Below are 24,312 nucleotides of genomic sequence, written 5' to 3' on the forward strand. Positions count from 1 at the left end.
TGGACGCTTCATGGCCGGGGGCGTACCGGCGGATGACCATCCCAGGGGCCTACAGGGGCACGGCCCTGAACGGGCCTCGTCCTCAAACGCCGGACGGGCTGTTCTCAGCCCGTCCGGCGTTTGAGGAACGGGGTCCCGGGGCGGAGCCCCGGGACGGGACGGGAAAGGGCGGCGGGAGCGGCAGAACTCAGGCCGGCCGGGCCACGGCAGCCCGCGCCGCCGCCCGCGTCCCGGCCAGGGTGATCGCCGCGACCCCGGCCACCGCGACCAGCCCGACCGCCACCGTCCCGCCCCAGCCCCCCGCGTGGAACGCGAGCGCCCCCACCGTGCTCCCCGCACTGGACCCGACGTAGTACGCGGACTGGTACAGGGCCGACGCCTGCGCCCGCCCCACCGTCGCCGTCTTCCCGACCGCCGACGACGCCACCGCGTGCCCCGCGAAGAAGCCCGCCGTGATCAGCACCAGCCCCAGCAGCACCACCGGCAGCGACCCGGCCAGCGACAGCAGCAGCCCCGCCGCGGTCGTCCCGCCGCCCGCGTACAGCGCGCCCCGGCGGCCCAGCCGGCCCACCAGCCGCCCCGCCGCCGACGCCGAGACCGTACCCACCAGGTACACCAGGAAGATCGAGCCCACGATGCCCTGCGGCAGCGAGAACGGCGCCTCGGTCAGCCGGTAGCCGATGACCGTGTAGACACCGCCGAACACCGTCATGAACAGCGCGCCGATCGCGTACAGCCGCCGCAGCAGCGGGTTGGCGAGGTGCTCCCGGACGGTCCGCACCAGCACACCCGGCCGCAGCGAGCCCGCCCGGAAGTGCCTCGGCGCCGGCAGCAGCAGCCGGAACGCCACCGCGCACGCCACCGCGACCACGCCGATCACCCCGACGGCGACCCGCCAGCCCCACTCCTGCGCCACCCAGCCGGTGATCACCCGGCCGCTCATCCCGCCGACGCTGTTGCCGGCCACGAACAGCCCGATCGCGGTCACCAGCGCCTTCGGCGTGACCTCCTCCGCGAGATACGCGGTCGCCGACGCCGGCAGCCCGGCCAGCGCCGCCCCCTGCAGCGCGCGCAGCGCCACCAGCGCGCCCAGTGACGGCGCGAACGGCACCAGCAGTCCCAGGGTCACCGCGACGGCCAGGGAGGCCGTCATGACCGTACGCCGTCCGTAACGCTCCGACAGCGCGCTCATCGGCAGCACGAACAGGGCCAGGCCGCCGGTGGCCGCCGCCACCGTCCAGCTCGCGTCCCCCGCGCTCACCGCGAGGTCGCCGGAGATCAGCGGCAGCAGGGCCTGGGTGGAGTACAGCAGCGCGAAGGTCGCGACGCCCGCGAGGAACAGGGCGAGACTCATCCGGCGGTAACCGGGCCCGCCCGGGGACATCCGGGACTCGGGGACGGCCGCGGTGACGGGCCGGGTCGGAGAAGGCGAAGGAACGGATGCGACGGCGCCCACGCTGGTGGACGCCCCGGTACTGGCGGGAGTCATGCCCTCGAAGCTACGTACGCCCCCGCTCATCCGTCCAATGCACGGAATCGTCATAATCGTTCCCATGGTGCATGAGCAGAGGTCACGGAGTCGGCTGTCACGGACCAGTGACACACGAGACACGGAAGACATGTCGAGGCTGCTCGCACCCCGCCTCGCCCACTTCGCCGGCGTCGCCCGTACCGAGCACGTCACCCGGGCCGCCCAGGAGATGCAGGTGCCGCAGTCCACCCTCTCCCGGGCGATGGTCCGCCTCGAACAGGACCTGGGCGTCGAACTGTTCGCCCGCCGCGGCCGCACCGTCTCCCTCACCCCGGCCGGCCGCACCTTCCTCACCTCCGTCGAACGCGCCCTCGCCGAGATCGAGCGCGCCGCCGACGAGGTGCGCGCCGACGCCGACCCCGCCACCGGCAAGGTCGCCTTCGGCTTCCTGCACACCATGGGCGCCGAGACCGTACCCGGCCTGCTGCACGCCTTCCGCGCCGACCACCCGCGCATCCGCTTCAGCCTGGTCCAGAACTACGGCGAGGCGATGCTGGAACGCCTCCGCGCGGGCGAACTCGACCTGTGCCTGACCTCCCCGGTGCCCGACGCCCCCGACCTCGTCGCCCGTCGCCTCGACGAGCAGAAGCTGCGCCTGGTCGTCCCCGTCGACCACCGCCTCGCCGGCCGCCGCCGCATCCGTCTCGCCGAGGCCGCCGACGAGACCTTCGTGACCCTGGAACCCGGCTACGGCCTGCGCCGCATCACCGACGACCTCTGCGCGCAGGCCGGCTTCAAACCCCGCATCGCCTTCGAGGGCGAGGAGGCCGAGACCCTGCGCGGCCTGGTGGCGGCGGGCCTGGGCGTGGCCCTCCTCCCCCCACCGGCCTTCCCCCGCCCCGGAGTGGTGGAACTGACGGTCACGGCCCCCAGGGCGGCGAGGGAGATCGGTGTGGCCTGGCTGGCGGGCCGCCCGGACACACCCCCGGTGGCCGCCTTCAAGAAGTTCCTGCTCGGCAAGAGGGGCACGCTGCTGCCGGCCTAGGGGCGGCACACCCAGGGGCGCGGGGCCGTGTCGATCCGCGGCTCCGCCGCGCGGGCGCGGCCGGCCACCGACGGCCCGCGGTCGCGACACGACACGAACCCCGAGGGCGCTACCGCCGCAGCGACCTGCCGAACCCCGCCGCGAGCGGCATCCGCAACCCCAACGGCGGAGGCGCGGCCAAGGCGTCCTGCACGGGCCGCGAGAACGCCCGCCCGAACAGCGCCCCCATCACGAAGTCCTCGGCCAGCGCCAGCACTTCGTCCCGGTACTGGCTCAACCCGTGCCCGTCCGAATGCACTTCGAACCGGCACACCTCCCGGTTCGCCTTCTTCGCCCGCGCCGCCAGCCGGAACGACAACTCGGGATCGCTCCGCGCGTCGTTCGTGCCGTGCACGATCAGCACCCGCCGCCCGGCGAGCTGTTTCACCGGTTCGGGTGGTGCCGCCACGTCCTCGTCCGGCAGCCAGGGGGCCAGCGCCAGCACGGAGTTGACGGCCTCGTGGCCCCCCGCGCGGAGCGCGGCCCTGCCGCCCATGCCGATCCCGGCGAGGCAGACGGGGACGTCCCCGTAGCGCCGTACGGCCTCGCCGGCGGCCCACGCGGCGTCGCGCGCGAGATGCGCCTCGCTGCCGTTCCAGCCCCGGTAGCGGTAGTGGACGACATGGGCGGCGAGATCCCGGTCCCGGCCCGCTCGGGTGAGGCGGCGCCCCAAGGCGCGCACGGAGGCGGCCGCCAGCACGGCGGACGGTCTGCGGCCGGACACCTCCTCGCCGCCGGGGAGCAGCAGCACCACTCCGCTCACCGCTGTCGGCTCCGGGCCGAGCGCCCTCCCCAGCCGGGCCGTGCGAACCGGCGTCGCTTCCTGTGCCATGACAGAACATTCTCAGAAGCGCGGGTGTACTCCACCCGGCCGTGCGGTCACCGTTGCGTATCGACGCCTTCGCCCACCAGGCGATCTACGCGCGTAGGAGTTGGAGTGCGGAAATGGCGAGCCGGACCAGCGCGAACACCCCGACGCCGGAGCGGATCCGCCGGGCGCCCAAGGTCCTGTTGCACGATCACCTCGACGGCGGGCCGCGCCCCGGCACCGTCGTCGAACTGGCCCGCGAGAACGGGTACCGCCGGCTCCCCGGGACCGACCCCGACAAGCTCGGCCTGTGGTTCAGGGACGCGGCCGACTCCGGCTCCCTGGAGCGGTACCTGGAGGCGTTCTCGCACACCGTCGGCGTCATGCAGACCCGCGACGCCCTCGTCCGGGTCGCCGCCGAGGACCTCGCCGAGGACGGTGTCGTCTACGCCGAGGTGCGTTACGCGCCCGAGCAGCACGGTTTTCCCGCCTGGCGGGAACGGGCGACGTCCACTGCCAGGGGGTTGGGCGCACTGTCGATACGGACGGTAGTGTTGCATGTGCGCTTGGCGATGACAGGGCAGGTGCATCGTTGAGCATCTGCTCGCGTCGCGGCGGGACACGCCGGAGGGGTGACGGCCCGCAAGGGTTCGAGTGCCCGTGAACCTCGGTCCGCAAGGGCTGGAATCCCTTGGCTCCGGTCAGGGGAGGATGTCGATTCACCATCCACGCCGGCGAGACCGGATCCGGGGCTGCCGACTGGCGGCCCCGCAGTGGTGCGGCGCCGACCGGCTGGGGCACGGGGTGCGCATCATCGACGACATCCGGGTCCGCGACGGCGGCACGGTCGAGCTCGGCCGGCTGGCCTCCTGCGTCCGGGACAAGCGCGTCCCGCTGGAACTCTGCCCGAGCTCCAGACCGGGGCCGCCGCCTCGTACGCCGAGCATCCCATCGGCCTGCTGCGCCGGCTGCACTTCCGGGTCACGGTGAGCACCGACAACCGCCTGATGTCCCACACCACCGTCAGCCGGGAATTCGAGCACCTGGTCGACGCATTCGGTTACACGCTCGACGACCTCCAATGGTTTTCGTCAATGCCATGAAGTCCGCCTTCATCCCTTTCGATGAACGGCTGGCCGTGATCAATGACGTCATCAAGCCCGGCTACGCCGAGCTGAAATCCGAATGGCTGTTCCGCCAGACGGCTTCCACCAGCGGTTCTCCGGCAAAGGAAGGCTGAGGGCGGCGTCCGCGGGAAACACGGACACGGTCGGAGTTCACAAGTCGTCCGTATTTCGATGTTTGCGGCGGGAGGGGCCCCGTGTTTACGGTCTCAGCACCGCTCACTCCCCGTATCCCATTTCGAGGACGCATTTACATGAAGCAGTCTGCTGCCAAGACCCTCGGTGTCGCCGTGCTGGGTGCCGCCTTCGCCGCCGCCGGTGCCGGCGCCGCCAACGCGGCCCCGGCCGTCCCGGACGCCGCTCCGGCGCTGGACACCGTCAGCCAGGCCGTACCGGCGGAGAAGCTGACCGCCACGCTGCCCGGCTCGGAGAAGGTGCTGGCGACGGGTCAGGAGCTGGCCGGCACCGGCGCGGCGACCGTGCAGCCGGTCGTCGAGCAGGCGAGCCCGGAGGCCCCGGCCACCGGTCTCCTCGGCGGCCTGCCGCTGCAGGAGCTGCCCACCCAGGGCCTCGCCCTCAACGGGTTGCCGGTCGGCGCCTGACCTCACCAGGCGGACACGTACCGATGGGGCGCACCCGGTTCCGGGTGCGCCCCATCGGCGTGCGCGCGGGGGGACCGCCGCGGAGTCACCAGGCCGCGCGGGCCTTGTCCTCCGACGGCAGCAGGATCCACAGCGCCGCGTACAGCAGGAACTGCGGCCCCGGAAGCAGACACGACAGCAGGAAGATCACCCGCATCGTGGTCGCCGAGGTGCCGAAGCGCCGGGCCAGCGCGGCGCACACTCCGCCGATCATGCGGTCGTTGGTGGGGCGGGCGAGGCGGCTCATCGCGACTCCTTCGTGAGCGGTACGAGGCCTCCCGGACGGCTGCCTCCGTACACTCCACGCTACGGAGACGAAGGGGGCAAAGCGTCGCTCCACGGGGCGATCCCGACCCTGGGAATCGTCGGGGTCCTCCCCTGAGCCGGCTCCTCCGCGAGGAGGGCCGTGCCGGACCGCCGTACCGCCCGGCGGTGCAGCCGGGCGCGGCCCGCCGGCACCACCGCCACATGCGCGAGCGCCGCGCCCGCCGTGTTGAGCAGCAGCGAGTCGACGTCCACGACCTGGCCCGGCACCGCCGTCTGCAACATCTCGACGGCCAGCGACACCAGCGCGGTCGCCGCCATGGTGCGGATCAGCGAACCCAGCCGCGAGACGGTCAGCCGGCCCCCGGCCATCGGCAGCAGCACCCCCAGCGGCGCGAGCAGCGCCAGCCCCTCGCAGACCCGGCGCACCCCCGTCGCCCAGCCCAGCGCGAAGTCGCCCCGGATGCCGTCCAGCGGCCGCAGATTGGCGGGCATCACCCAGGGGACGTCCAGGGGGCGCAGCGTGTACCAGGCGACGAACGCGAGATACGCGGCCAGGAGGAGACCCCCTGTCACACGGATACGGGTCGCGGCGGAGCCGCCGGTGAGGCCTTGACGCTGCACGACCCCCTAGACGCGGCCTCCGGCACGATCGGTTCCGGGACGTCACCCGTTCACCGGATGAGGCATGCGCCACAGCGGGGGGGGGGGTCACCCGCCGGTGACCTCCGAGGACGGCGGTTCCTCGTCGTCCGGACGGGACCGGACCTCGTCCGTGCACGCGTAGCGGCGCGGCCGGGCGTCGTCGGGGCCGCCCAGGATCACCGAGCCGTCGCCCTCGGCCGCCGCCGAGTCGGAGAAGGTGCACACGATCTGCGCGAGCCCGGCGGAGGTGAGGCTCCCGGGCGCGGTGCTCAGCCGCAGCGTGTCCTCCGGATCGCCGGGCCGCGGACCGCTCACGGTCGTCCCGCTCCGTACCCGCGTGCTGTACCCGGCCTGCTGCTCGGCGGCCGACGGCTCCTGCGACAACTCGTCCAGCAGCCCCTGCGCCACCAGCACGCGCCGCGAGTCCGCCGCCCCGTCCGGCACCCGCACCGTCCGGTCCACGGCCACCAGCGACGACCCGCACAGCAGGAACACCCGCACCGGCAGTCCCCGCTCCGCCTGCGCCGACGCCCCCTGCCCGGCCGGTGAGCAGCTCACCCGCGACGGCGCGGGACCGAAGTCGGTCGGCACCTCCGTGGCCCGTATCCCGCACCCGGCGAGCAGCACCCCGAGCGCTCCCGCGGCCAGCAGCACCGGCACACGGCGCACGGCAGTCCGTCGTACGTTCATCAGGCCCCCTCAGCGCCCTCGTCCCCGGTCCCGCCGTCCTTCTCCGAAGCGCTCCGCGCGGACACGTCCCGCGGCAGCCGCAGGGTGAACACGGCGCCGCCCTCGGGGGAGTTGGCCGCGGTGATCTCGCCGCCGTGGATGTGGGCGTTCTCCAGCGCGATGGACAGCCCCAGGCCACTGCCCTCGGAACGCGGCCGTGAGGCGCTCGCCTTGTAGAAGCGGTCGAAGACGTGCGGCAGGACCTCCTCCGGGATGCCGGGACCGTGGTCCCGCACCTCGATGACCACCGTGCCCCCGTCCCCGGCGCCCTCCGCACCGTCCTCCCGCACCGAGACCCGCACCGGCGACCCGCCGTGCTTGAGCGCGTTCCCGATCAGGTTCGCCAGGATCACGTCCAGCCGGCGCGGGTCGATCCGGGCGTGGATGCCGCGCTCGGCGTCCAGCTCGACCGCGTCCAGCCAGGCGCGCGCGTCGATGCAGGCGGTGATCTGGTCGGACATGTCGACGTCATCGAGGACCAGCCGGGCGGTGCCCGCGTCGAAGCGGGTCACCTCCATCAGGTTCTCCACCAGGTCGTTCAGCCGCCGGGTCTCGCTCACCACCAGCCGTACCGCGGGCTCGATCATCGGGTCGATGCCGCCGCCCTCGGAATCCAGCTCCTCCTCCAGGACCTCGGTCACCGCCGTGATCGCGGTCAGCGGCGTACGCAGCTCGTGGCTCATGTCCGCCACGAACCGCCGGGACGCCTCGTCGCGCCCCGCCATGTCCGCCACCCGCTTCTCCAGCGCCTCGGCCGCCTTGTTGAACGTCCTCGACAGGTCCGCCAGTTCATCGGTGCCCGACACCCTGAGCCGGGTGTCCAGCTTCCCCTCGCCGAGCCGCCGCGCGGCCACCCCGAGCCGCTGCACCGGCTTCAGCACCGTCGTGGCCGCCGCGTGCGCGAGCAGCGCGGCGCCTATCAGCGCCAACCCGGTGGCGATCCCCAGCGACCAGGCCAGCGAGTTGAGGTCCTTGGCCTCCGGCTCCAGCGACTTCAGCATGTAGCCGGTCGGCCCGCCGCCGATCACCCGCACCCCCGCCACCAGGTACGGGGTGTCGCCGTCGACGATCCGCTGCCAGTACAGACGGTGCGGGTACTTGTTGTTCGACGTGATCTTCTGCCGCTCGGTCACCGCCTCGCGCAGCGAGACCGGCACGTCCTGCAGCGAGAAGCCGTTCAGCCCGCCCGAACTGCCGTACACGGTCCGCCCGTCGGGGTTCTCGGCGACCAGCAGCACGGTGAAGCGCTGGCTGCTGTTCGCCATCTGCCCGGCGGTGCGCTGCAGTTCGTCCTGCGTCGGACGCTCGGGCAGCGCGCCCGCCCGGTTCCGCATCTCCTGCTCGAAGTCGCGCAGCACCGCGTCCTGGGTACGGGTCAGCACCGACTCGCGGTTGAGCCAGTACGCGATGCCGGACGCGGACACCGCGGCGGTGAGCGCGACCAGCCCGAACACCACGACCAGCCGCAGCCGCAGGCTGGTGAACCGCAGCCGTGACCAGACTCCCTTGCGCGCCGCGGACCAGCCGCGGGTCTCCCCGTCGTGCTCCTGTGTCACTGAGGCGGATCCAGCCGGTAGCCGACACCGCGCACGGTACGGATCAGGGTCGGGGACGACGGCACGTCCTCGACCTTGGCGCGCAGCCGCTGGACACACGCGTCCACCAGACGCGAGTCGCCCAGGTAGTCGTGCTCCCACACCAGCCGCAGCAACTGCTGCCGGGACAGCGCCTGACCCGGCCGCCGGCTCAGCTCGAGCAGCAGCCGCAGCTCGGTCGGCGTCAGCTGGAGGTCCTCGCCGTTCTTCGTCACCGTCATCGCCGAACGGTCGATGACCAGGCTGCCGAAGGTCGCCGAGTCGGTGGACTCCCGCTCCCCGCGCCGCAGCACCGCCCGGATCCGGGCGTCCAGCACCCGGCCCTGCACCGGTTTGACGACGTAGTCGTCGGCGCCGGACTCCAGCCCGACCACCACGTCGATGTCGTCGTTGCGCGCGGTCAGCAGGATGATCGGCAACTGGTCCGTGCGCCGGATGCGCCGGCACACCTCGAACCCGTCGATGCCGGGCAGCATCACGTCCAGCACGATCAGATCCGGCCGCTGCTCACGCAGCAGCTTCAGACCGTCCTCACCGCTGGCAGCGGTCGCCACCCGGTGACCCTGGCGCGTCAGTGAGAGCTCCAGGGCCGTGCGGATGGCGTCGTCGTCCTCGATCAGCAACAGGGAAGGCACGGGCTCATTCTGGCCCATGGAGGGCCCCCTGTTCGACCCGTGGACGACAGATGCCCATTGAGCCCGCATACGTGCCGCTACGTGCACGGACACCTGTGGAGAACCTGTGCGCCCACCGCGACCGGCCTCTGTGACACGCCTGTGACAGTCGGCGGACACGGCGATGAAGGTCCCCGGGCAAGCTTTTCGGCACAAGCACAACAGCAGGACAGAACACCGGAAGTCCACGACGGGGGGCGCGAGATGAACACGCTGCACGGCACCAGCACCAGCGCAGTGATCACGCGTCTGCACGACGTGCACCGGGGTTCCGAGAAGTCCGGTGCGGCGGGCATGCGGGGGTGCGCCCGCGGCACCGGGCGTCAGCACACCACGATCATGACGGTGGTTGACGCGCCCACGGGGGACACGAACGGGGGGAACGCGTACGGGGAGGGCCCGGGGGAGCGCCGCTCGCTGTCGGAGGCGGAGTTCACCGCCTACGTCCAGGAGCGCCGCGCCTCCCTGTACGCCACCGCCTACCACCTGACCGGCGACCGCTTCGAGGCCGAGGACCTGCTGCAGAGCGCGCTGTTCTCGACCTACCGGGCGTGGGACCGGATCAGCGACAAGGCGGCGGTCGGCGGATACCTCCGCCGCACCATGACCAACCTGCACATCAGCGCGTGGCGCCGCCGCAAGCTGAACGAGTACCCGACCGAGGAACTGCCGGAGACGGCCGGCGACACGGACGCGATGCGCGGCACCGAGCTGCGCGCCGTGCTGTGGCAGGCGCTGGCCCGGCTGCCCGAGCTCCAGCGCACCATGCTGGTCCTGCGCTACTACGAGGGCCGCACGGACCCGGAGATCGCGGACATCCTCGGCATCAGTGTCGGCACGGTGAAGTCCAGCATCTGGCGGTCGCTCCGCCGGCTGCGCGAGGACGAGGTCCTCAGCTTCGGCCGTGACGAGGAGAACGCCTTCGGGGAGCTCGTCGCCTGAAGGTCCGGGGGAAACGGGGGATCTGGGATCCGGGGGGATTCCGGAGAACCCGGTGGGACCGCGGGGATGTCGGGGGACGTCGCCGTGGCGAACGGGGGAACAGCGGGGACGTCGGGGGGCGTCGCCGTGACAGGAGGGGGACCGGAGGGGGACTGGAGGGGGAGCACAAGGGGGTCACGGGGGACCTCTGCGGATCCGGGGGACCAAGAGGGATCCGGGCATCTCCGGGGGGAACACGGGGGCACGGGGGATCACGGGGGAGTGCGAAACAGCGGGACTGGAGGGCCGGGGGGCCCGCCCAGTCCCGCCTTTCGTATGCGCTCCGTACGGGCGCGGTGGCCGCGGCGCTCCGCCAGGGGCTGTTTCCTCGGCGTTCGGTGACGAGGCGGTGCCGGTCAGGTGCCGGACTCCGACGCGTCCGCCCGACAAGGTCCGCTCACCGCACGTCTCCCTCACGGGACCGGTCGCACCGCCTCTAGGATCGACCGGTCGCAGAACGACAACAGGGGGCACGATGCCTGGTCAGATCACCGCGGTGAGTCGTAACGAGGTCTACTCGTTCAGCAAGCCCAACCACGATTCCATCACGCTGCTCGCGGGGCTCGGAGTGGAAGGAGACGTTCACGCGGGTGAGACGATCCGCCACCAGTTCCGTATGACCTACGAGCCGGACCTGCCCAACCTGCGCCAGGTCCACCTGATGCACGAGGAACTCTTCGACGAACTCGCGCTCAAGGGCTTCGAGGTCTCTGCGGGCCAGCTCGGCGAGAACATCACCACGCGCGGTGTGGACCTGTTGGGCCTGCCCACCGGCGCTCTGCTTCATCTCGGGGAGCAGGCGGTGCTCGAGGTGACGGGACTGCGCAACCCGTGCTCGAAGATCAACGACTTCCGCAAGGGGCTGCTCGGTGAGGTCTTCGCCCTGGACCCCGTGTCCGGCGAGTTCGTCTTCAAGTGCGGCGTCATGGCTGTGGTCCGCCGTGGAGGGACCGTCCGCCCCGACGATTCCGTCCGGGTGGAGCCCCCGCCCCTTCCCCACCACCCGCTGGAACGGGTCTAGGTCCTTGTTCCGCGGTCATCGGTGTGCCCGGATGAGGACGGCGGCGAGGATCCCTCCCAGGTGCCGTCGACGGCCCGTCGCCGCCCGCGGACCGGACCGGCCGGCATCGGCGGCGCGATCCGCCTCCCCGTCACATCGGTGATCGCTCACCGGACGGACGCATCCGATCGACCGGTCGCCCCGTCGAAGAGACGTGCTGGGCCGGCGTGCTCGTACCCGTCGCCGTACGCCCGGCGACCGCCGCCCTCGCGAGGCGGCCCAGCGCCTCGTCCCGGTCGCAGGCGTACGCGCCCAGCGCCATCTGACGGGCCACGATCGTCCGTTCCAGCCGCATCAGCCGCCAGCCGCGGCGCAGCAGGAACGGCACCGACTTGCGGCCCTCCTTCAGGTCCCGCAGGAACCGCCGCCGGAACGTCCGCACCGGCCCGCGGTTCAGGCACAGCGCGTCGGCCAGCAGGCCGAGTTCGCGGCAGCGCTCGACGATCTCCGCGGCGAAGATGCCCTCGGCGATGAACAGCGGGGTCCCGCCGATGTCGACGGCCGTCTCGCCCGTACGGGCGCTCAGCGAGATGTCGTAGACGGGAACCGGCGTACGACGCGTGCGGCACAGCCGCTCGATCGCGGCGACGGCGGTGTCCGCGTCCCAGGAGCCGGGGTGGTCCCAGTCGATGTCCGTGCTGCCCGCCACGAGGGGGAGGGTCGGGTCGTCGCCCTCCTTGTAGAAGTCGTCGAGGCGCAGCACGGGAAGGCCGGAACGGGCCGCGATGAGGGACTTGCCGGAGCCGGAGGGGCCGCAGAGCAGCACGACTCGCGCGGATATGGGCGACTGGGAACTCACGGGACACCAGTCTGAGGCATCGCCCGCGCGGCGTACGCCCCGAGGTACGGCTTTGAAGCGCGCGTCACACCTCCACTACGCTGCGCGTCGACCCGATCACCCAGCGAAGGCGACAGGTGGCAGAGCGATGGCCCGACACAAGGCACCCAAGACGCCGACCGCCCGACGCGCCCTGGCCGTTCTCGCGACCGCCTCGGTGGTGCTCGGGGCCGGCGCGGCGACGGCGGCGGCCGCGGACTCCGACTCGCTGACGGACGACGCCGGCCAGGCCGTGGGCACGGTCGCGGACCTCAAGCCCAACCCGCTCGCCGGCACGGGCGTCGACCCGCTCGACAACGGCGTCGGCACGCAGGTCGCCGACTTCCAGCCGGTGGACTCGCGGGAGGTGACGGGGCCGATCGCCCAGGCGCGGTCGGTGGGCAGTGTTCCGGTGGCCGGTCAGGCGACGGAGGTGCTGCGTAGCTGACCGGGCGGGCGTGGAGGGGTACGGCGGAGCGCCGTGCCCCTCCCGGACGGGGGAGGGGCACGGCGCTCGGGCCGGGAGGGCGTCGCTCAGTAGGCGGAGCCGGACGCGCCCAGGGAACCCGTCGGGTGCCAGACCGTCTTGGTCTCCAGGAACGCCGTCATGCGGTCGGTGCCGGGGGTCGCCGACCAGTCGTCCACAGGCTGTGGACGCAGGACGCGCTTGAGGTTGTCCGCGGCCGCGATCTCCAGCTCCTTCGCCAGCGCCTCGTCGGCGCCCGCGAGGTCGATCGCGTTGACGTCCTGGTGCGCGGCGAGCGGGGCGGCGATCTCCGCCGTACGGCCGGAGAGGACGTTGACCACGCCACCGGGGAGGTCGGAGGTGGCCAGCACCTCGCCGAGGGAGAGGGCCGGGAGGGGGGACTTCTCCGACGCCACCACGACCGCCGTGTTGCCGGTGGCGATGACCGGGGCGACCACCGAGACCAGGCCCAGGAAGGACGACTCCTGGGGGGCCAGTACGGCGACCACGCCCGTCGGTTCGGGGGAGGAGAGGTTGAAGAACGGGCCCGCGACCGGGTTGCCGCCGCCGACCACCTGGGCGATCTTGTCGGTCCAGCCCGCGTACCAGACCCAGCGGTCGATCGCCGCGTCGACCTGCGCCGCCGCCTTCGACTTCGACAGGCCCTCGGCGTCGGCGACCTCCGCGACGTACTGGTCACGGCGGCCTTCGAGCATCTCCGCGATCCGGTACAGGATCTGGCCGCGGTTGTACGCCGTCGCACCGGACCAGCCGCCGAACGCCTTGCGCGCGGCGACCACCGCGTCACGGGCGTCCTTGCGGGAGGAGAGCGGGGCGTTCGCCAGCCACTTGCCCTTCGAGTCGGTCACCTCGTACACCCGGCCGCTCTCGGAACGCGGGAACTTCCCGCCGACGTACAGCTTGTAGGTCTTGAAGACGCTCAGGCGGTTCTGATCAGACATCGAGGTACGCCTCCAGGCCGTGGCGGCCGCCCTCGCGGCCGAAGCCCGACTCCTTGTAGCCGCCGAACGGCGAGGTCGGGTCGAACTTGTTGAACGTGTTGGACCAGACGACGCCCGCGCGGAGCTTGCTCGCGACCGCCAGGATGCGCGAACCCTTCTCCGTCCAGATGCCCGCCGACAGGCCGTACGGGGTGTTGTTGGCCTTGGCGACCGCCTCGTCCGGCGTGCGGAAGGTGAGGACGGACAGGACCGGGCCGAAGATCTCGTCGCGGGCGACCGTGTGCGCCTGGGTGACGTTCGTGAAGAGCGTCGGGGCGAACCAGTAGCCGTTCTCCGGGAGTTCGCAGGCCGGGGACCAGCGCTCGGCGCCCTCCGCCTCGCCCTGGTCGGCCAGCGCGGTGATCCGGGCCAGCTGCTCGGCGGAGTTGATCGCGCCGATGTCGGTGTTCTTGTCCAGCGGGTCGCCGAGGCGGAGCGTGGACAGGCGGCGCTTGAGGGAGTCGAGGAGCTCGTCGTGGATCGACTCCTGGACCAGCAGGCGGGAGCCCGCGCAGCAGACCTGGCCCTGGTTGAAGAAGACGCCGTTGACGATGCCCTCGACGGCCTGGTCGATCGGGGCGTCGTCGAAGACGATGTTGGCGCCCTTGCCGCCCAGTTCGAGGGTCAGCTTCTTGCGGGTGCCCGCGACCGTGCGCGCGATCTCCTTGCCGACGGCGGTCGAGCCCGTGAAGGCGACCTTGTTCACGTCGGGGTGGGCGATCAGCGCGGCGCCGGTGCGGCCGTCGCCGGTGACGATGTTGACGACGCCCTTGGGGAGCCCGGCCTGACGGCAGATGTCCGCGAAGAAGAGCGCGGAGAGGGGGGTCGTCTCGGCGGGCTTCAGGACCACCGTGTTGCCGGTCGCGAGCGCGGGGGCGATCTTCCACGCCAGCATCAGGAGCGGGAAGTTCCAGGGGATGACCTGGCCCGCGACGCCCAGCGGCCGCGGGTTCGCGCCGTAGCCGGCGTGGTCGAGCTTGTCGGCCCAGCCCGCGTAGTAGAAGAAGTGCGCGGCGACCAGGGGGAGGTCCGCGTCGCGGGTCTCCTTGATCGGCTTGCCGTTGTCGAGGGTCTCGAGGACGGCGAGCTCGCGGCTGCGCTCCTGAACGATGCGGGCGATGCGGAAGAGGTACTTCGCGCGCTCGGAGCCCGGCAGCGCCGACCACTTCTCGAAGGCCTTGCGGGCGGCCTTCACCGCGCGGTCGACGTCCGCCTCACCGGCCTCGGCGACCTCGGAGAGGACCTCCTCGGTGGAGGGGGAGACGGTCTTGAAGACCTTGCCGTCGGCGGCCTCGGTGAACTCGCCGTCGATGAACAGGCCGTACGACGGGGCGATGTCGACGACCGAGCGGGACTCGGGCGCCGGTGCGTACTCGAAAACGGGTGCCATGGTGATCAGTCCACCGTCACGTAGTCGGGGCCGGAGTAGCGGCCGGTGGCCAGCTTCTGGCGCTGCATCAGCAGGTCGTTCAGCAGCGAGGAGGCGCCGAAGCGGAACCAGTGGTTGTCCAGCCAGTCCTCGCCCGCGGTCTCGTTGACCAGGACCAGGAACTTGACGGCGTCCTTCGTCGTGCGGATGCCGCCGGCCGGCTTCACGCCGACCTGGACGCCGGTCTGGGCGCGGAAGTCGCGGACCGCCTCCAGCATGAGGAGGGTGTTCGCGGGGGTCGCGTTGACGGCGACCTTGCCGGTCGAGGTCTTGATGAAGTCCGCGCCGGCCAGCATGCCGAGCCAGCTGGCGCGGCGGATGTTGTCGTACGTCGACAGCTCGCCGGTCTCGAAGATGACCTTCAGGCGGACGTTCGTCCCGCAGGCCTCCTTCACGGCGGTGATCTCGTCGTACACCTTCAGGTAGTTCCCCGCGAGGAACGCCCCGCGGTCGATGACCATGTCGATCTCGTCCGCACCGGCGGCGACGGCCTCGCGGACGTCCGCCAGCTTCACCGCGATCGGGGCGCGGCCGGCCGGGAAGGCGGTGGCGACGGAGGCGACCTTGACGCCGGAGCCGGCGACGGCCTCCTTCGCCGTGGCCACCATGTCGGGGTAGACGCAGACCGCGGCCGTGGCGGGCGTGGTGCGGTCGGTCGGGTCGGGGCGGACCGCCTTCGCGCCGAGCGCCCGGACCTTGCCCGGGGTGTCCGCGCCTTCCAGCGTCGTCAGGTCGACCATCGAGATGGCGAGGTCGATGGCGTACGCCTTCGCGGTCGTCTTGATCGAACGGGTGCCGAGGGAGGCGGCGCGCGCCTCCAGGCCGACCGCGTCGACGCCGGGCAGCCCGTGGAGGAAGCGGCGCAGCGTGCCGTCGGACGCGGTGACGTCGCTGAGAGCGTGTGGTGCAGTGGTGGGCATGGTCACCAGACGAGCATATCTACGCGCGTAGCGGCTGTACAGCCCCGTGCGGGACCGCATGCGGCTTCCACCGCGTACGACGTCCCCGGAGGCGTCGTGCAGAATCGGGAGCATGACGTCCCCCGAGCACCAGTCGCCCGACCCGGAGCCCACGAAGCCGACCGGGTCTGCGGCACCCCAGTACAAGGACCGCATCTACCGCTCGCTCGCGGGCATCGTCGGCGGTGTGCTGCTGCTCGCCGTCATCGGATGGCTCGGCGTCGACGCGGTGTTCGCCGGCGAGGGCCGCACCCCCTGGCTGGCCCTCGCCGCGATGCTCTTCCTCGTACCGCTGGTCGTCGCCTACACCCTGCGCCCCGCCGTGTACGTGAACGACGACCGGCTGCGCGTCCGCAACCCGTTCCGCGTGATCGTGCTGCCCTGGGGACAGGTCGCCTCGCTGCGGTCCGGTTTCACCAACGAGGTCTTCGCCGAGTCCGGCGCGAAGTACCAGCTGTGGGCCCTTCCGGTGTCGCTGCGGGCCCGCAGCAAGGCGCACCGGCAGGAGGCGCGGGCCACGGCGCGGGCCGCGCTCGGGGACGGTGGCGGCCGCGGCGGCCGTGGTGCGGAGGGCCCTGCCGAGGGGCCCCGGCGGCACGAGAGCGACCGGGCCATGGACGAGATGCGTGAGCTGCACGAACAGCGGCAGGGTGCCGAGGCCGCGCAGGGCGAGGTGACCGTGCGGTGGGCCTACGAGATCGTGGCGCCCGCCGCCGCGGGGGCGGTGCTGCTGGCGGTCCTGTTCTCCGTCGGGTGAGCGCGGGGCGCGGGACGGGCTCGGGCTTCGGTGAGGGCGCCGGGCGGGTGGTGACCGCTGTCCTGTGCCCGGAAGGCGCCGGCCGGCGCGTCGTCGGCCGGGGCCGTGCCGGGGGCGAGGGCGAAGGTCAGGGTGCAGGCGGTGGTGGCCGCGGCGGCGGGCCCGCAGGCCGCGTCCGAGGCGATGGCGGCGTCCTGGGCGATGGTGGCGTCCTGGGCGGGCGGGGAGGGGTGCCCCGGGGGCGGGGAGCCGACCCCGTGTCAGGCCCCGACGCGGCATCCCGCCTGCCGGAAGCAGGGGGCGCGGGACACCGGGCGGATGCGTCCAAGGGGGGCAAGGAGCGCGTCCGCGCTCTTCCAGGGTGCGACGCGGGGTGGCTGTGCGGGCAGCCGAGGTGCGGGCGGCAGCCCAACTCCCCGTGAACCGGCGCACACCCCGGCGTACACCGAGGCGTGCGCTCGTGCCGTTCTTTCGTGCGGCTCTCAGATACCGGCCGCGGCGGCGAAGTCGCGCTTCAGCGCCGCCAGCAGTCCGGCCGCGCGGGCCCGCGCCGCCGGGAGGTCGGCGTGCGTGCCGACCGGGACGACCACCTCCAGGTAGCACTTCAGCTTCGGCTCCGTGCCGCTGGGGCGGACGATGACGCGGGCGCCGTCGAGGGTGTAGCGCAGGCCGTCGGTGGGCGGGAGGTCGGCCGTGCCCCGGGTGAGGTCCTCGGCGCTGGTGATCGGCAGGTCCGCGAGGCGGGTCGGGGGCCGCTCGCGCAGACGGCGCATCGCGCCGGCGATGACGGAGAGGTCCTCGACGCGGACCGAGAGCTGGTCGGTGACGTGCAGGCCGTGCTCGACGGCGAGGTCGTCGAGCAGGTCGAGGAGGGTGCGGCCCTCCTCCTTGAGGGTGGACGCCAGCTCCGTGATCAGCAGCGCCGCGGTGATGCCGTCCTTGTCGCGTACGCCGTCGGGGTCGACGCAGTAGCCGAGGGCCTCCTCGTAGCCGTAGCGCAGGCCCTCGGCGCGGGCGATCCACTTGAAGCCGGTGAGGGTCTCGGTGTGGCGGAGGCCGGCCTTCTCGGCGATGCGGCCGAGGAGGCTCGACGAGACGATCGACTCCGCGAACGTGCCGGTCGCTCCGCGGCGGACCAGGTGGGCGGCGAGCAGCGCGCCGACCTCGTCGCCGCGCAGCATGCGCCAGTCCGCGCCGTCCTTGACGGCCGCGGCGCAGCGGTCGGCGTCGGGGTCGTTGGCGATGACCAGGTCGGGGTCGGTGTCGCGGGCCTTCGCGAAGGCCAGGTCCATCGCGCCGGGCTCCTCCGGGTTGGGGAACGCGACGGTCGGAAACTCCGGGTCGGGGTCGGCCTGCTCGGTGACGAGGACGGGCTCCGGGAACCCGGCCCGTGCGAAGGCGGCGAGGAGGACGTCCTTGCCGACGCCGTGCATCGCCGTGTAGACGGCGCGGGCGGTGCGGGGGGAGTCCTTGGACAGGACCGCGTCCGTGCGGGCCAGGTAGGCGTCCAGGACGGTGTCGTCGAGGGTCTCCCAGCCTTCGGTGGGGCGGGGGACCGTGGTGAGGGACGCCACGGCCTCGATCTCGGCGGCGATCTCCGTGTCGGCCGGGGGGACGATCTGGGAGCCGTCGCCGAGGTACACCTTGTAGCCGTTGTCGCGGGGCGGGTTGTGGCTGGCGGTGACCTCCACCCCGGCGACGGCGCCGAGGTGCCGTATGGCGAAGGCGAGGACGGGGGTGGGGAGGGGGCGGTTCAGGACGGCCGCGCGCAGCCCCGCGCCGGTCATGACGGCGGCGGTGTCCTCGGCGAAGTCGCGGGACTTGTGGCGGGCGTCGTAGCCGATGACGACCAGGCCGTCGGTGTGGCCGTGCTTCCTCAGGTACGCGGCGAGGCCGGCGGCCGCGCGGATGACGACGGAGCGGTTCATGCGCATCGGGCCGGCGCCGAGCTCGCCCCGGAGGCCGGCGGTGCCGAACTGGAGGGTGCCGCCGAAGCGGGCGGCGATCTCGGTGTGGTCGCCGGTGTCGATGAGGCGGGCGAGTTCCTCGCGGGTGTCCGGGTCGGGGTCCTCGGCGAGCCACGCCTGGGCCTGTGCGATGAGGGCGTCGTCTTGCACGGTCGGTCGGCCTCTCTGAGTTCGTCGACTGTCAGGGTTGCATGCCTGTGGCGCCGGCACCGCGCGAAACGGTGACGGCGCCGCGTCTCACAGGCGTCCGAGCACCTGCGCCAGCAGCGACCCCATCCGCGTGGCGGAGTCGCGGCCCGCCTGGAGGACCTCCTCGTGGTTGAGCGGCTCGCCCGTCATCCCCGCGGCCAGGTTGGTGACCAGGGAGATCCCCAGCACCTCCGCCCCCGCCTCCCGCGCGGCGATCGCCTCGAGGACCGTCGACATGCCCACCAGGTCCGCCCCGATCACCCGGGCCATCCGGATCTCCGCCGGAGTCTCGTAGTGCGGCCCGGGGAACTGCGCGTAGACGCCCTCCTCCAGGGTCGGGTCGATCTCCTTGCACAGCGCCCGCAGCCGCGGCGAGTACAGGTCCGTGAGGTCGACGAAGTTCGCGCCGACGATCGGGGAGGTCGCCGTGAGGTTGATGTGGTCGCTGATCAGAACCGGCTGACCGGGGCGCATGCCCGCGCGCAGACCCCCGCAGCCGTTGGTCAGGACGATCGTCTTCGCCCCCGCGGCCACGGCCGTGCGGACACCGTGGGCGACGGCCGCGACCCCGCGTCCCTCGTAGTAGTGCGTACGGCCCAGGAAGACCAGGGCCCGCTTCGCACCGATGGCGTACGAGCGGATCTTGCCGCCGTGGCCCTCGACCGCCGGCGGCGGGAAGCCGGGCAGTTCGGTGACCGGGAACTCGGCCTCGGGCGTGCCGAGGGCGTCCACGGCCGGGGCCCAGCCGGAGCCCATCACGAGGGCGACGTCGTGGGTCTCGGCGCCGGTGAGTTCGCGCAGGCGCGCGGCGGCGGCGTCGGCTGCGGCGTACGGGTCGCCCTGGATGTCGTCCGGAAGAAGAGAAGCGTTCACGCGAAGAGGGTAGCCGGTATTCGCCTACGCGCGTAGATGTCTGCGCTGACGGGTTGGCGATCGTTGTCTTGTCGTTTCCCGCGAGGAGGCGTCAGCAGGGACGCTTGCGGAGTTCCATCACGTAGTCGTGGGGTGCGCCCGCGGACTCGGCCGCGTCGGCGATCTCGCCCAGGTAGCGGGCCGATGGGAGGCCGCCCTCGTAACTGTTGAGGACGTAGGCCCAGGCCCGCTCCTCGCCGTCCAGGGTGTGCACGCGCACCCGGGTGCGGCGGTAGAGGTCCAGGCCGCCCGCGCCCTCCCAGCGGTCCATGGACTCCTCGTCCATCGGGGCGATGTCGTAGAGGGCGACGAAGACCGCCGAGATCGGGTCCTCGACCAGCGTGGCCAGCGCGCCCTCCCAGCCCATGTGCTCGCCCCCGAACGTCAGCCGCCACCCGTTCAGCCAGCCGGTGGCACGCAGCGGCGAGTGCGGGGCGCGGCGGGACATCAGCCGCGCGTCGAGATTGCCGGCGTACGCGGCGTAGAGCGACATGGGGGAAGGGTACGGCAGCCGGAACCGGCGCCACTCCGGTAACAGGGGGGCCACGGCCGAGGCCCCCGGGCGGTCGCACGGTGAGGTGTGCGGGACAATGGAGTACGTGACTCGGATCGTGATCATCGGTGGCGGACCCGGCGGATACGAAGCGGCGCTGGTCGCCGCACAGCTCGGCGCGGAGGTGACCGTCGTCGACTGCGACGGCCTGGGCGGGGCGTCGGTGCTCACCGACTGCGTGCCGTCCAAGACCCTGATCGCCACGGCCGAGGTGATGACCACCTTCGACTCCTCGTACGAGGAGCTGGGCATCATCGTCGCCGACGACACCCCGCCCATGGAGCAGGCCGCCCGGGTGGTGGGGGTGGACCTGGGCAAGGTAAACCGGCGTGTGAAGCGGCTCGCACTGGCCCAGTCGCACGACATCACCGCCTCGGTGACCCGGGCCGGCGCGCGGGTGCTGCGCGGGCGGGGCCGGCTGGAGGGCATGCAGGCGCTCGACGGGTCGCGGAAGGTTGTCGTCCGCGCCGCGGACGGGACCGAGGAGACGCTCACCGCGGACGCCGTGCTGATCGCGACCGGCGGGCACCCGCGCGAGCTGCCGGACGCCCGCCCCGACGGCGAGCGGATCCTGAACTGGACCCAGGTGTACGACCTGAACGAGCTCCCCGAGGAGCTCATCGTGGTCGGATCGGGCGTCACGGGCGCCGAGTTCGCCGGCGCCTACCAGGCGCTCGGGTCGAAGGTGACGCTCGTGTCCTCGCGCGACCGGGTGCTGCCGGGCGAGGACCCGGACGCGGCCGCCGTGCTGGAGGACGTCTTCCGCCGCCGCGGCATGAACGTCATGGCGCGTTCGCGGGCCCAGTCCGCGAAGCGGGTCGGCGACCGGGTGGAGGTGACGCTCGCCGACGGCCGCGTCATCACCGGGTCGCACTGCCTGATGGCCGTGGGCGCCATCCCGAACTCCGAGGGCATGGGCCTGGAGGAGGCCGGGGTCCGGCTGCGCGAGTCCGGCCACATCTGGACCGACAAGGTCTCCCGGACCACGGCTCCCGGCGTCTACGCCGCCGGTGACGTCACCGGCGTCTTCGCGCTCGCCTCGGTGGCGGCGATGCAGGGCCGGATCGCCATGTACCACTTCCTGGGCGACGCGGTGGCCCCGCTGAACCTGAAGACGGTCTCGTCGAACGTCTTCACCGACCCCGAGATCGCCACCGTCGGCTACTCCCAGGCCGACGTCGACGCCGGCAAGATCGACGCCCGCGTGGTGAAGCTGCCGCTGCTGCGCAACCCGCGCGCGAAGATGCAGGGCATCCGCGACGGCTTCGTCAAGATCTTCTGCCGTCCGGGCACCGGCATCGTGGTGGGCGGCGTGGTCGTCGCGCCGCGCGCCTCGGAACTCATCCACCCCATCTCGATCGCGGTCGACAACAATCTGACGGTGGAACAGATCGCGAACGCCTTCACGGTCTATCCCTCGCTGTCGGGCTCGATCGCCGAGGTGGCACGGCAGTTGCACACGCGGAAGTCGGGCGCGGAGGCCTGACGGAGGGAAGTGGCGGCCCCATACCACTTGCCGGAGGGCCGTGCGAACAACTTCTGCTATTCAGCGCAAACTGCTGAAAGCAGACGGTCGTCGGCGTTACTGTCAGTTTCGTGTTCGCTGCAGAACGTCGCCAATTGATCCTCGAAATGGTGCGAGCGAACGGAGCCGTGTCGCTCCGTGAGCTCGCCCGCGTCGTCCAGACCTCCGAAGTGACCGTACGGCGGGACGTGCGCGCGCTGGAGGCAGAAGGACTCCTCGACCGCCGGCACGGCGGTGCGGTACTGCCGGGCGGTTTCACGCGAGAGTCCGGTTTCCCGCAGAAGTCCCATCTCGCGACCGCCGAGAAGACCGCCATCGCCGACCTCGCCGCGAACCTCGTGGAAGAGGGCGAGGCGATCGTGGTCGGCGCGGGTACCACCACGCAGGAGCTGGCCCGTCGGCTGGCCCGGGTGCCCGGCCTGACGGTCGTCACCAACTCCCTGCTGGTCGCCCAGGCGTTGGCCCACGCCAACCGGGTGGAGGTGGTGATGACCGGCGGTACGCTCCGCGGCTCGAACTACGCCCTCGTGGGCAGTGGTGCCGAGCAGTCCCTGCAGGGGTTACGGGTGTCCCGGGCGTTCCTCTCCGGAAGCGGCCTCACCGCCGAGCGCGGGCTGTCCACGTCCAACATGCTGTCGGCGTCGGTCGACCGGGCGCTGGTGCAGGCCGCGGCGGAGGTGGTGGTCCTCGCGGACCACACCAAACTCGGGACGGACACGATGTTCCAGACGGTGCCCACGGATCTGATCACCCGGCTGGTGACGGACGAGCCGGCCGGGCACGACGAGCGGGCGTCGACCGAGTTGCAGGCGCTGGCCGACCAGGGTGTGCAGATCACTGTCGCGGGGGCGGGGGGCGAGGGGAGTCCGGCGGGGCGCCAGCGCCGGGACGTTCCTCTCCCCGGGCCGCGGCGGCAGAGCCCCGGGCTGCGTGCGGCTGTGGGACTGGGGGCGGCCGAGTCGGCCCAGGGGGCCGAGCGGGCGCGGGTGGCGGACCTGCGGAGGCGCTGACGCACGCCTTGGGCGGACGGTGCCTTGCGGGGCGCCCGCCGCCCCGGCGCGTACGGGGCTCCGCGTCGGTGCCGGCCGGGGAGTCGTGCGGCCCGGCGCTTTGCGGGATGTGCCGCGCTGCTGTGGCCGGCCCTGTTTCTCGTACGGCCGCCGCCGAGTGGCGTGCCGCGCCGAGCGGCTGCCGTGGCCCTCGTCTCCCGGGGCCGGCCGCCTTCGTCGAGCCGAACGGGTGAAGGACGGCTTGCCGACGGACTGCGAGGGCGGTCGGCGCGTGCGCTGTGCCGCGCTGGACCGGCCGCGGGGCGCCGGGGGCCGGCGACCTGCCGGACGTCCCGGAGTGCGCCGAGTTCGCCCCGATGGCCACCGGGGAGATGCTGCCGAAGGATGCGCTGCGGCGCCGACTGCCGCCGCCACCGCTGTCCCGACCCGTCCGGGGATGCGGCGACCTCCGCAGAACGGGGATGCCGCATCCCCGGACGACGTGTGTGCGCGGCGGGTCTGCCGCGGGAGCCGCGGGTACCGAGCCGAACGCCTTCACTATTCCTTCTTGCTAAGTACCGGTAGTCAGCGTTACGGTGTACTGGTACTCAACGGCGCTGACTAGCGCAGGGAGGAGGCGCTCCATGCCCAAGCTGGAGACGGAGATGCTCAAGGGCACGCTGGAAGGCGTCATTCTCGCGTCCCTGTCCGGCCGGCCCGCCTACGGCTACGAGATCACGGCCCGGCTGCGGGAGCAGGGTTTCTCCGACATCGCCGAAGGGACCGTCTACGCGCTGCTCCTCAGGCTGGAGAAGCGAGGTCTGGTCGACGTGGAGAAGGTTCCCTCCGAGAAGGGGCCGCCGCGCAAGATGCACTCCCTCAACGCCCGGGGGCGGGAGTACCTCGAAGAGTTCTGGAAGACCTGGAGCTTCCTCACGGAACGACTGGAGCAGCTCCGCGAAGGGAGTGAGTGACCATGTCCGACACCGAGAAGAGCGGCTTCGTCTCGAAGCTGATCGGGCCCAAGAAGCGCTGGCGGGCGTACAAGGCGCGCGTCAAGGAGCTTCCCGAGGGGTACCGTGCGGCGGTCGAGGCGATCGAGCGGTACCTGATGCACTTCGTGCCGACCGACGACGACAGCAGCGCGGCGATGTTCGAAGACCTCGCCGACCTGTTCGAGCAGGCCGCGGTGAACGGAACGCCGATCCGCGAGATCGTCGGGGAGGACCCGGGGGAGTTCGTCGACGCATTCGCCCGGAACTACTCGGAGGGCGGCTACGTGCCCGCCCGTGCGCGCAAGCGGCTGACCGACGACCTCGCGCACGCCGAGGGCGGGGCCCCGGAGGGCCCCGAGGGCACCGCCTAGATCGGCACCCGCCGGGCGCGGCGTCGTCGGCGTCCGCCGCGCCCGGGCCCGGCCCCGGAAGGGCCACCCTCGATCCACCGCCCCCAGTCACCCGCCTCGAACGGGAGAGCCTCATGCGTTCATCTGTCATGTCCACATCCAACAGGGGTGGTCGCGCGCCGTCGGCCGCTGTCTCCGCCGTCGGCCTGCGCAAGTCCTACGGCGACAAGGTCGTGCTCGACGGCGTCGACCTCACCGTCCCGGAAGGCACGATCTTCTCCCTGCTCGGCCCGAACGGCGCCGGCAAGACCACCGCCGTGAAGATCC

Annotated in this window: 25 protein-coding genes and 2 pseudogenes; 13 read left to right on the forward strand and 14 right to left on the reverse strand. The window is 72.4% G+C overall.

Features of this window, described 5'->3' with window-relative positions:
* Positions 1-187: 187 nt before the first annotated feature.
* Complete coding sequence (locus tag AB0A94_RS37170) at positions 188-1,489, reverse strand: MFS transporter (RefSeq protein ID WP_361751265.1); 1,302 nt, start codon at positions 1,487-1,489, stop codon at positions 188-190.
* 64 nt (positions 1,490-1,553) lie between these two features.
* Here AB0A94_RS37170 and AB0A94_RS37175 point away from each other — a divergent pair, with 64 nt between their 5' ends.
* Complete coding sequence (locus AB0A94_RS37175; protein ID WP_361751267.1) at positions 1,554-2,516, forward strand: LysR substrate-binding domain-containing protein; 963 nt, start codon at positions 1,554-1,556, stop codon at positions 2,514-2,516.
* A gap of 109 nt (positions 2,517-2,625) precedes the next feature.
* Here the strand turns inward: AB0A94_RS37175 and AB0A94_RS37180 are convergent, their stop codons facing one another.
* Complete coding sequence (locus tag AB0A94_RS37180) at positions 2,626-3,387, reverse strand: alpha/beta hydrolase (protein WP_361751269.1); 762 nt, start codon at positions 3,385-3,387, stop codon at positions 2,626-2,628.
* Positions 3,388-3,500: 113 nt separating this feature from the next.
* Between AB0A94_RS37180 and AB0A94_RS37185 the strand changes: the two are divergent.
* From AB0A94_RS37185 to AB0A94_RS37195, 3 genes and pseudogenes are all read left to right on the forward strand, one after another.
* Positions 3,501-3,842 (forward strand): annotated as a pseudogene (locus tag AB0A94_RS37185) (adenosine deaminase); the annotation flags it as partial.
* Positions 3,843-4,081: 239 nt separating this feature from the next.
* Positions 4,082-4,603: pseudogene (locus AB0A94_RS37190) on the forward strand (adenosine deaminase); the annotation flags it as partial.
* 138 nt (positions 4,604-4,741) lie between these two features.
* A complete protein-coding gene (locus tag AB0A94_RS37195; RefSeq protein WP_361751271.1) occupies positions 4,742-5,089 on the forward strand; it encodes an ATP-binding protein in 348 nt (115 codons plus the stop codon).
* An 85-nt stretch (positions 5,090-5,174) separates the two neighbouring features.
* On the opposite strand, the gene AB0A94_RS37200 is transcribed toward AB0A94_RS37195, so the two are convergent.
* From AB0A94_RS37200 to afsQ1, 5 genes are all read right to left on the reverse strand, one after another.
* Positions 5,175-5,375 (reverse strand): PspC domain-containing protein, encoded by a 201-nt coding sequence (locus tag AB0A94_RS37200; RefSeq protein WP_361751273.1) that lies wholly within the window; start codon positions 5,373-5,375, stop codon positions 5,175-5,177.
* A 59-nt stretch (positions 5,376-5,434) separates the two neighbouring features.
* The gene (locus AB0A94_RS37205) at positions 5,435-6,016 is read right to left on the reverse strand and encodes a VanZ family protein (RefSeq protein WP_361751275.1); all 582 of its coding nucleotides are present in this window, start codon (positions 6,014-6,016) and stop codon (positions 5,435-5,437) included.
* Between the two features lie 87 nt (positions 6,017-6,103).
* Positions 6,104-6,727 (reverse strand): hypothetical protein, encoded by a 624-nt coding sequence (locus AB0A94_RS37210; protein ID WP_361751277.1) that lies wholly within the window; start codon positions 6,725-6,727, stop codon positions 6,104-6,106.
* Positions 6,727-8,322, reverse strand: coding sequence for a HAMP domain-containing sensor histidine kinase (locus AB0A94_RS37215; protein ID WP_361751279.1), 1,596 nt, complete (start codon positions 8,320-8,322; stop codon positions 6,727-6,729). The genes AB0A94_RS37210 and AB0A94_RS37215 overlap by 1 nt, the downstream gene beginning before the upstream one ends.
* Entirely contained in the window at positions 8,319-8,996 is a 678-nt protein-coding gene (gene afsQ1, locus AB0A94_RS37220) for a two-component system response regulator AfsQ1 (protein WP_158075115.1), read from the reverse strand. Before afsQ1 ends, AB0A94_RS37215 begins: the two co-directional genes overlap by 4 nt.
* Before the next feature lie 243 nt (positions 8,997-9,239).
* Here afsQ1 and AB0A94_RS37225 point away from each other — a divergent pair, with 243 nt between their 5' ends.
* Complete coding sequence (locus tag AB0A94_RS37225; RefSeq protein ID WP_361751281.1) at positions 9,240-9,977, forward strand: SigE family RNA polymerase sigma factor; 738 nt, start codon at positions 9,240-9,242, stop codon at positions 9,975-9,977.
* 514 nt (positions 9,978-10,491) lie between these two features.
* Positions 10,492-11,037 carry an MOSC domain-containing protein gene (locus AB0A94_RS37230; protein WP_361751283.1) on the forward strand — a complete coding sequence of 182 codons (546 nt, stop codon included), beginning with the start codon at positions 10,492-10,494 and terminating at the stop codon, positions 11,035-11,037.
* A 130-nt stretch (positions 11,038-11,167) separates the two neighbouring features.
* Here the strand turns inward: AB0A94_RS37230 and AB0A94_RS37235 are convergent, their stop codons facing one another.
* The gene (locus AB0A94_RS37235) at positions 11,168-11,875 is read right to left on the reverse strand and encodes a uridine kinase (protein ID WP_361751285.1); all 708 of its coding nucleotides are present in this window, start codon (positions 11,873-11,875) and stop codon (positions 11,168-11,170) included.
* A gap of 127 nt (positions 11,876-12,002) precedes the next feature.
* Here AB0A94_RS37235 and AB0A94_RS37240 point away from each other — a divergent pair, with 127 nt between their 5' ends.
* Positions 12,003-12,341 carry a hypothetical protein gene (locus AB0A94_RS37240; RefSeq protein ID WP_361751287.1) on the forward strand — a complete coding sequence of 113 codons (339 nt, stop codon included), beginning with the start codon at positions 12,003-12,005 and terminating at the stop codon, positions 12,339-12,341.
* Between the two features lie 86 nt (positions 12,342-12,427).
* Here the strand turns inward: AB0A94_RS37240 and AB0A94_RS37245 are convergent, their stop codons facing one another.
* From AB0A94_RS37245 to deoC, 3 genes are read right to left on the reverse strand one after another with little or no spacing between them, the layout of a single operon-like run.
* Positions 12,428-13,321, reverse strand: a complete 894-nt coding sequence (locus AB0A94_RS37245) for an aldehyde dehydrogenase family protein (protein ID WP_361751289.1) — start codon at positions 13,319-13,321, stop codon at positions 12,428-12,430.
* Entirely contained in the window at positions 13,314-14,750 is a 1,437-nt protein-coding gene (locus AB0A94_RS37250; RefSeq protein ID WP_361751291.1) for an aldehyde dehydrogenase family protein, read from the reverse strand. Before AB0A94_RS37250 ends, AB0A94_RS37245 begins: the two co-directional genes overlap by 8 nt.
* A 5-nt stretch (positions 14,751-14,755) precedes the next feature.
* A complete protein-coding gene (gene deoC, locus AB0A94_RS37255) occupies positions 14,756-15,709 on the reverse strand; it encodes a deoxyribose-phosphate aldolase (protein WP_361751308.1) in 954 nt (317 codons plus the stop codon).
* A 112-nt stretch (positions 15,710-15,821) separates the two neighbouring features.
* Between deoC and AB0A94_RS37260 the strand changes: the two genes are divergently transcribed.
* Positions 15,822-16,505, forward strand: a complete 684-nt coding sequence (locus AB0A94_RS37260; protein ID WP_361751293.1) for a PH domain-containing protein — start codon at positions 15,822-15,824, stop codon at positions 16,503-16,505.
* 482 nt (positions 16,506-16,987) lie between these two features.
* Here AB0A94_RS37260 and AB0A94_RS37265 read toward each other — a convergent pair whose 3' ends face one another.
* The 3 genes from AB0A94_RS37265 to AB0A94_RS37275 form a co-directional block, all read right to left on the reverse strand.
* Positions 16,988-18,622: a phospho-sugar mutase gene (locus tag AB0A94_RS37265; RefSeq protein ID WP_361751294.1), complete on the reverse strand. Its 1,635-nt coding sequence runs from the start codon at positions 18,620-18,622 to the stop codon at positions 16,988-16,990.
* 87 nt (positions 18,623-18,709) lie between these two features.
* Positions 18,710-19,534 (reverse strand): purine-nucleoside phosphorylase, encoded by an 825-nt coding sequence (locus AB0A94_RS37270; protein ID WP_217131615.1) that lies wholly within the window; start codon positions 19,532-19,534, stop codon positions 18,710-18,712.
* 91 nt (positions 19,535-19,625) lie between these two features.
* Positions 19,626-20,066 carry a gamma-glutamylcyclotransferase gene (locus AB0A94_RS37275; RefSeq protein ID WP_361751296.1) on the reverse strand — a complete coding sequence of 147 codons (441 nt, stop codon included), beginning with the start codon at positions 20,064-20,066 and terminating at the stop codon, positions 19,626-19,628.
* Here AB0A94_RS37275 and AB0A94_RS37280 point away from each other — a divergent pair.
* From AB0A94_RS37280 to AB0A94_RS37300, 5 genes are all read left to right on the forward strand, one after another.
* Positions 20,065-21,612: an NAD(P)H-quinone dehydrogenase gene (locus tag AB0A94_RS37280; protein ID WP_361751298.1), complete on the forward strand. Its 1,548-nt coding sequence runs from the start codon at positions 20,065-20,067 to the stop codon at positions 21,610-21,612. The two genes, AB0A94_RS37275 and AB0A94_RS37280, sit on opposite strands and share 2 nt — an antisense overlap.
* A 110-nt stretch (positions 21,613-21,722) precedes the next feature.
* Positions 21,723-22,661 carry a DeoR/GlpR family DNA-binding transcription regulator gene (locus tag AB0A94_RS37285; RefSeq protein ID WP_361751300.1) on the forward strand — a complete coding sequence of 313 codons (939 nt, stop codon included), beginning with the start codon at positions 21,723-21,725 and terminating at the stop codon, positions 22,659-22,661.
* A gap of 623 nt (positions 22,662-23,284) precedes the next feature.
* Positions 23,285-23,614 (forward strand): PadR family transcriptional regulator, encoded by a 330-nt coding sequence (locus tag AB0A94_RS37290; RefSeq protein ID WP_361751302.1) that lies wholly within the window; start codon positions 23,285-23,287, stop codon positions 23,612-23,614.
* Positions 23,615-23,616: 2 nt separating this feature from the next.
* Entirely contained in the window at positions 23,617-24,006 is a 390-nt protein-coding gene (locus tag AB0A94_RS37295) for a DUF1048 domain-containing protein (protein WP_361751304.1), read from the forward strand.
* Between the two features lie 113 nt (positions 24,007-24,119).
* A partial coding sequence (locus tag AB0A94_RS37300; protein ID WP_361751306.1) for an ATP-binding cassette domain-containing protein occupies positions 24,120-24,312 on the forward strand: 193 nt, incomplete at its 3' end.

Origin of the sequence: Streptomyces sp. NPDC044984 (assembly GCF_040646935.1) — a bacterium.
Taxonomy (GTDB): domain Bacteria; phylum Actinomycetota; class Actinomycetes; order Streptomycetales; family Streptomycetaceae; genus Streptomyces.

What these genes read in the sequence shown, in the direction of transcription:
- AB0A94_RS37195 (WP_361751271.1), top strand. Translation starts at nt 4,742, where the DNA reads ATGAAGCAGTCTGCTGCCAAGACCCTCGGTGTCGCCGTGCTGGGTGCC.
- AB0A94_RS37245 (WP_361751289.1), bottom strand. Translation starts at nt 13,321, where the DNA reads ATGTCTGATCAGAACCGCCTGAGCGTCTTCAAGACCTACAAGCTGTAC.
- AB0A94_RS37175 (WP_361751267.1), top strand. Translation starts at nt 1,554, where the DNA reads ATGGTGCATGAGCAGAGGTCACGGAGTCGGCTGTCACGGACCAGTGAC.
- AB0A94_RS37200 (WP_361751273.1), bottom strand. Translation starts at nt 5,375, where the DNA reads ATGAGCCGCCTCGCCCGCCCCACCAACGACCGCATGATCGGCGGAGTG.
- AB0A94_RS37180 (WP_361751269.1), bottom strand. Translation starts at nt 3,387, where the DNA reads ATGGCACAGGAAGCGACGCCGGTTCGCACGGCCCGGCTGGGGAGGGCG.
- AB0A94_RS37260 (WP_361751293.1), top strand. Translation starts at nt 15,822, where the DNA reads ATGACGTCCCCCGAGCACCAGTCGCCCGACCCGGAGCCCACGAAGCCG.
- AB0A94_RS37230 (WP_361751283.1), top strand. Translation starts at nt 10,492, where the DNA reads ATGCCTGGTCAGATCACCGCGGTGAGTCGTAACGAGGTCTACTCGTTC.
- AB0A94_RS37275 (WP_361751296.1), bottom strand. Translation starts at nt 20,066, where the DNA reads ATGTCGCTCTACGCCGCGTACGCCGGCAATCTCGACGCGCGGCTGATG.
- AB0A94_RS37250 (WP_361751291.1), bottom strand. Translation starts at nt 14,750, where the DNA reads ATGGCACCCGTTTTCGAGTACGCACCGGCGCCCGAGTCCCGCTCGGTC.
- AB0A94_RS37295 (WP_361751304.1), top strand. Translation starts at nt 23,617, where the DNA reads ATGTCCGACACCGAGAAGAGCGGCTTCGTCTCGAAGCTGATCGGGCCC.
- AB0A94_RS37280 (WP_361751298.1), top strand. Translation starts at nt 20,065, where the DNA reads ATGGGGGAAGGGTACGGCAGCCGGAACCGGCGCCACTCCGGTAACAGG.
- AB0A94_RS37240 (WP_361751287.1), top strand. Translation starts at nt 12,003, where the DNA reads ATGGCCCGACACAAGGCACCCAAGACGCCGACCGCCCGACGCGCCCTG.
- AB0A94_RS37170 (WP_361751265.1), bottom strand. Translation starts at nt 1,489, where the DNA reads ATGACTCCCGCCAGTACCGGGGCGTCCACCAGCGTGGGCGCCGTCGCA.
- AB0A94_RS37290 (WP_361751302.1), top strand. Translation starts at nt 23,285, where the DNA reads ATGCCCAAGCTGGAGACGGAGATGCTCAAGGGCACGCTGGAAGGCGTC.
- AB0A94_RS37225 (WP_361751281.1), top strand. Translation starts at nt 9,240, where the DNA reads ATGAACACGCTGCACGGCACCAGCACCAGCGCAGTGATCACGCGTCTG.
- deoC (WP_361751308.1), bottom strand. Translation starts at nt 15,709, where the DNA reads ATGCCCACCACTGCACCACACGCTCTCAGCGACGTCACCGCGTCCGAC.
- AB0A94_RS37210 (WP_361751277.1), bottom strand. Translation starts at nt 6,727, where the DNA reads ATGAACGTACGACGGACTGCCGTGCGCCGTGTGCCGGTGCTGCTGGCC.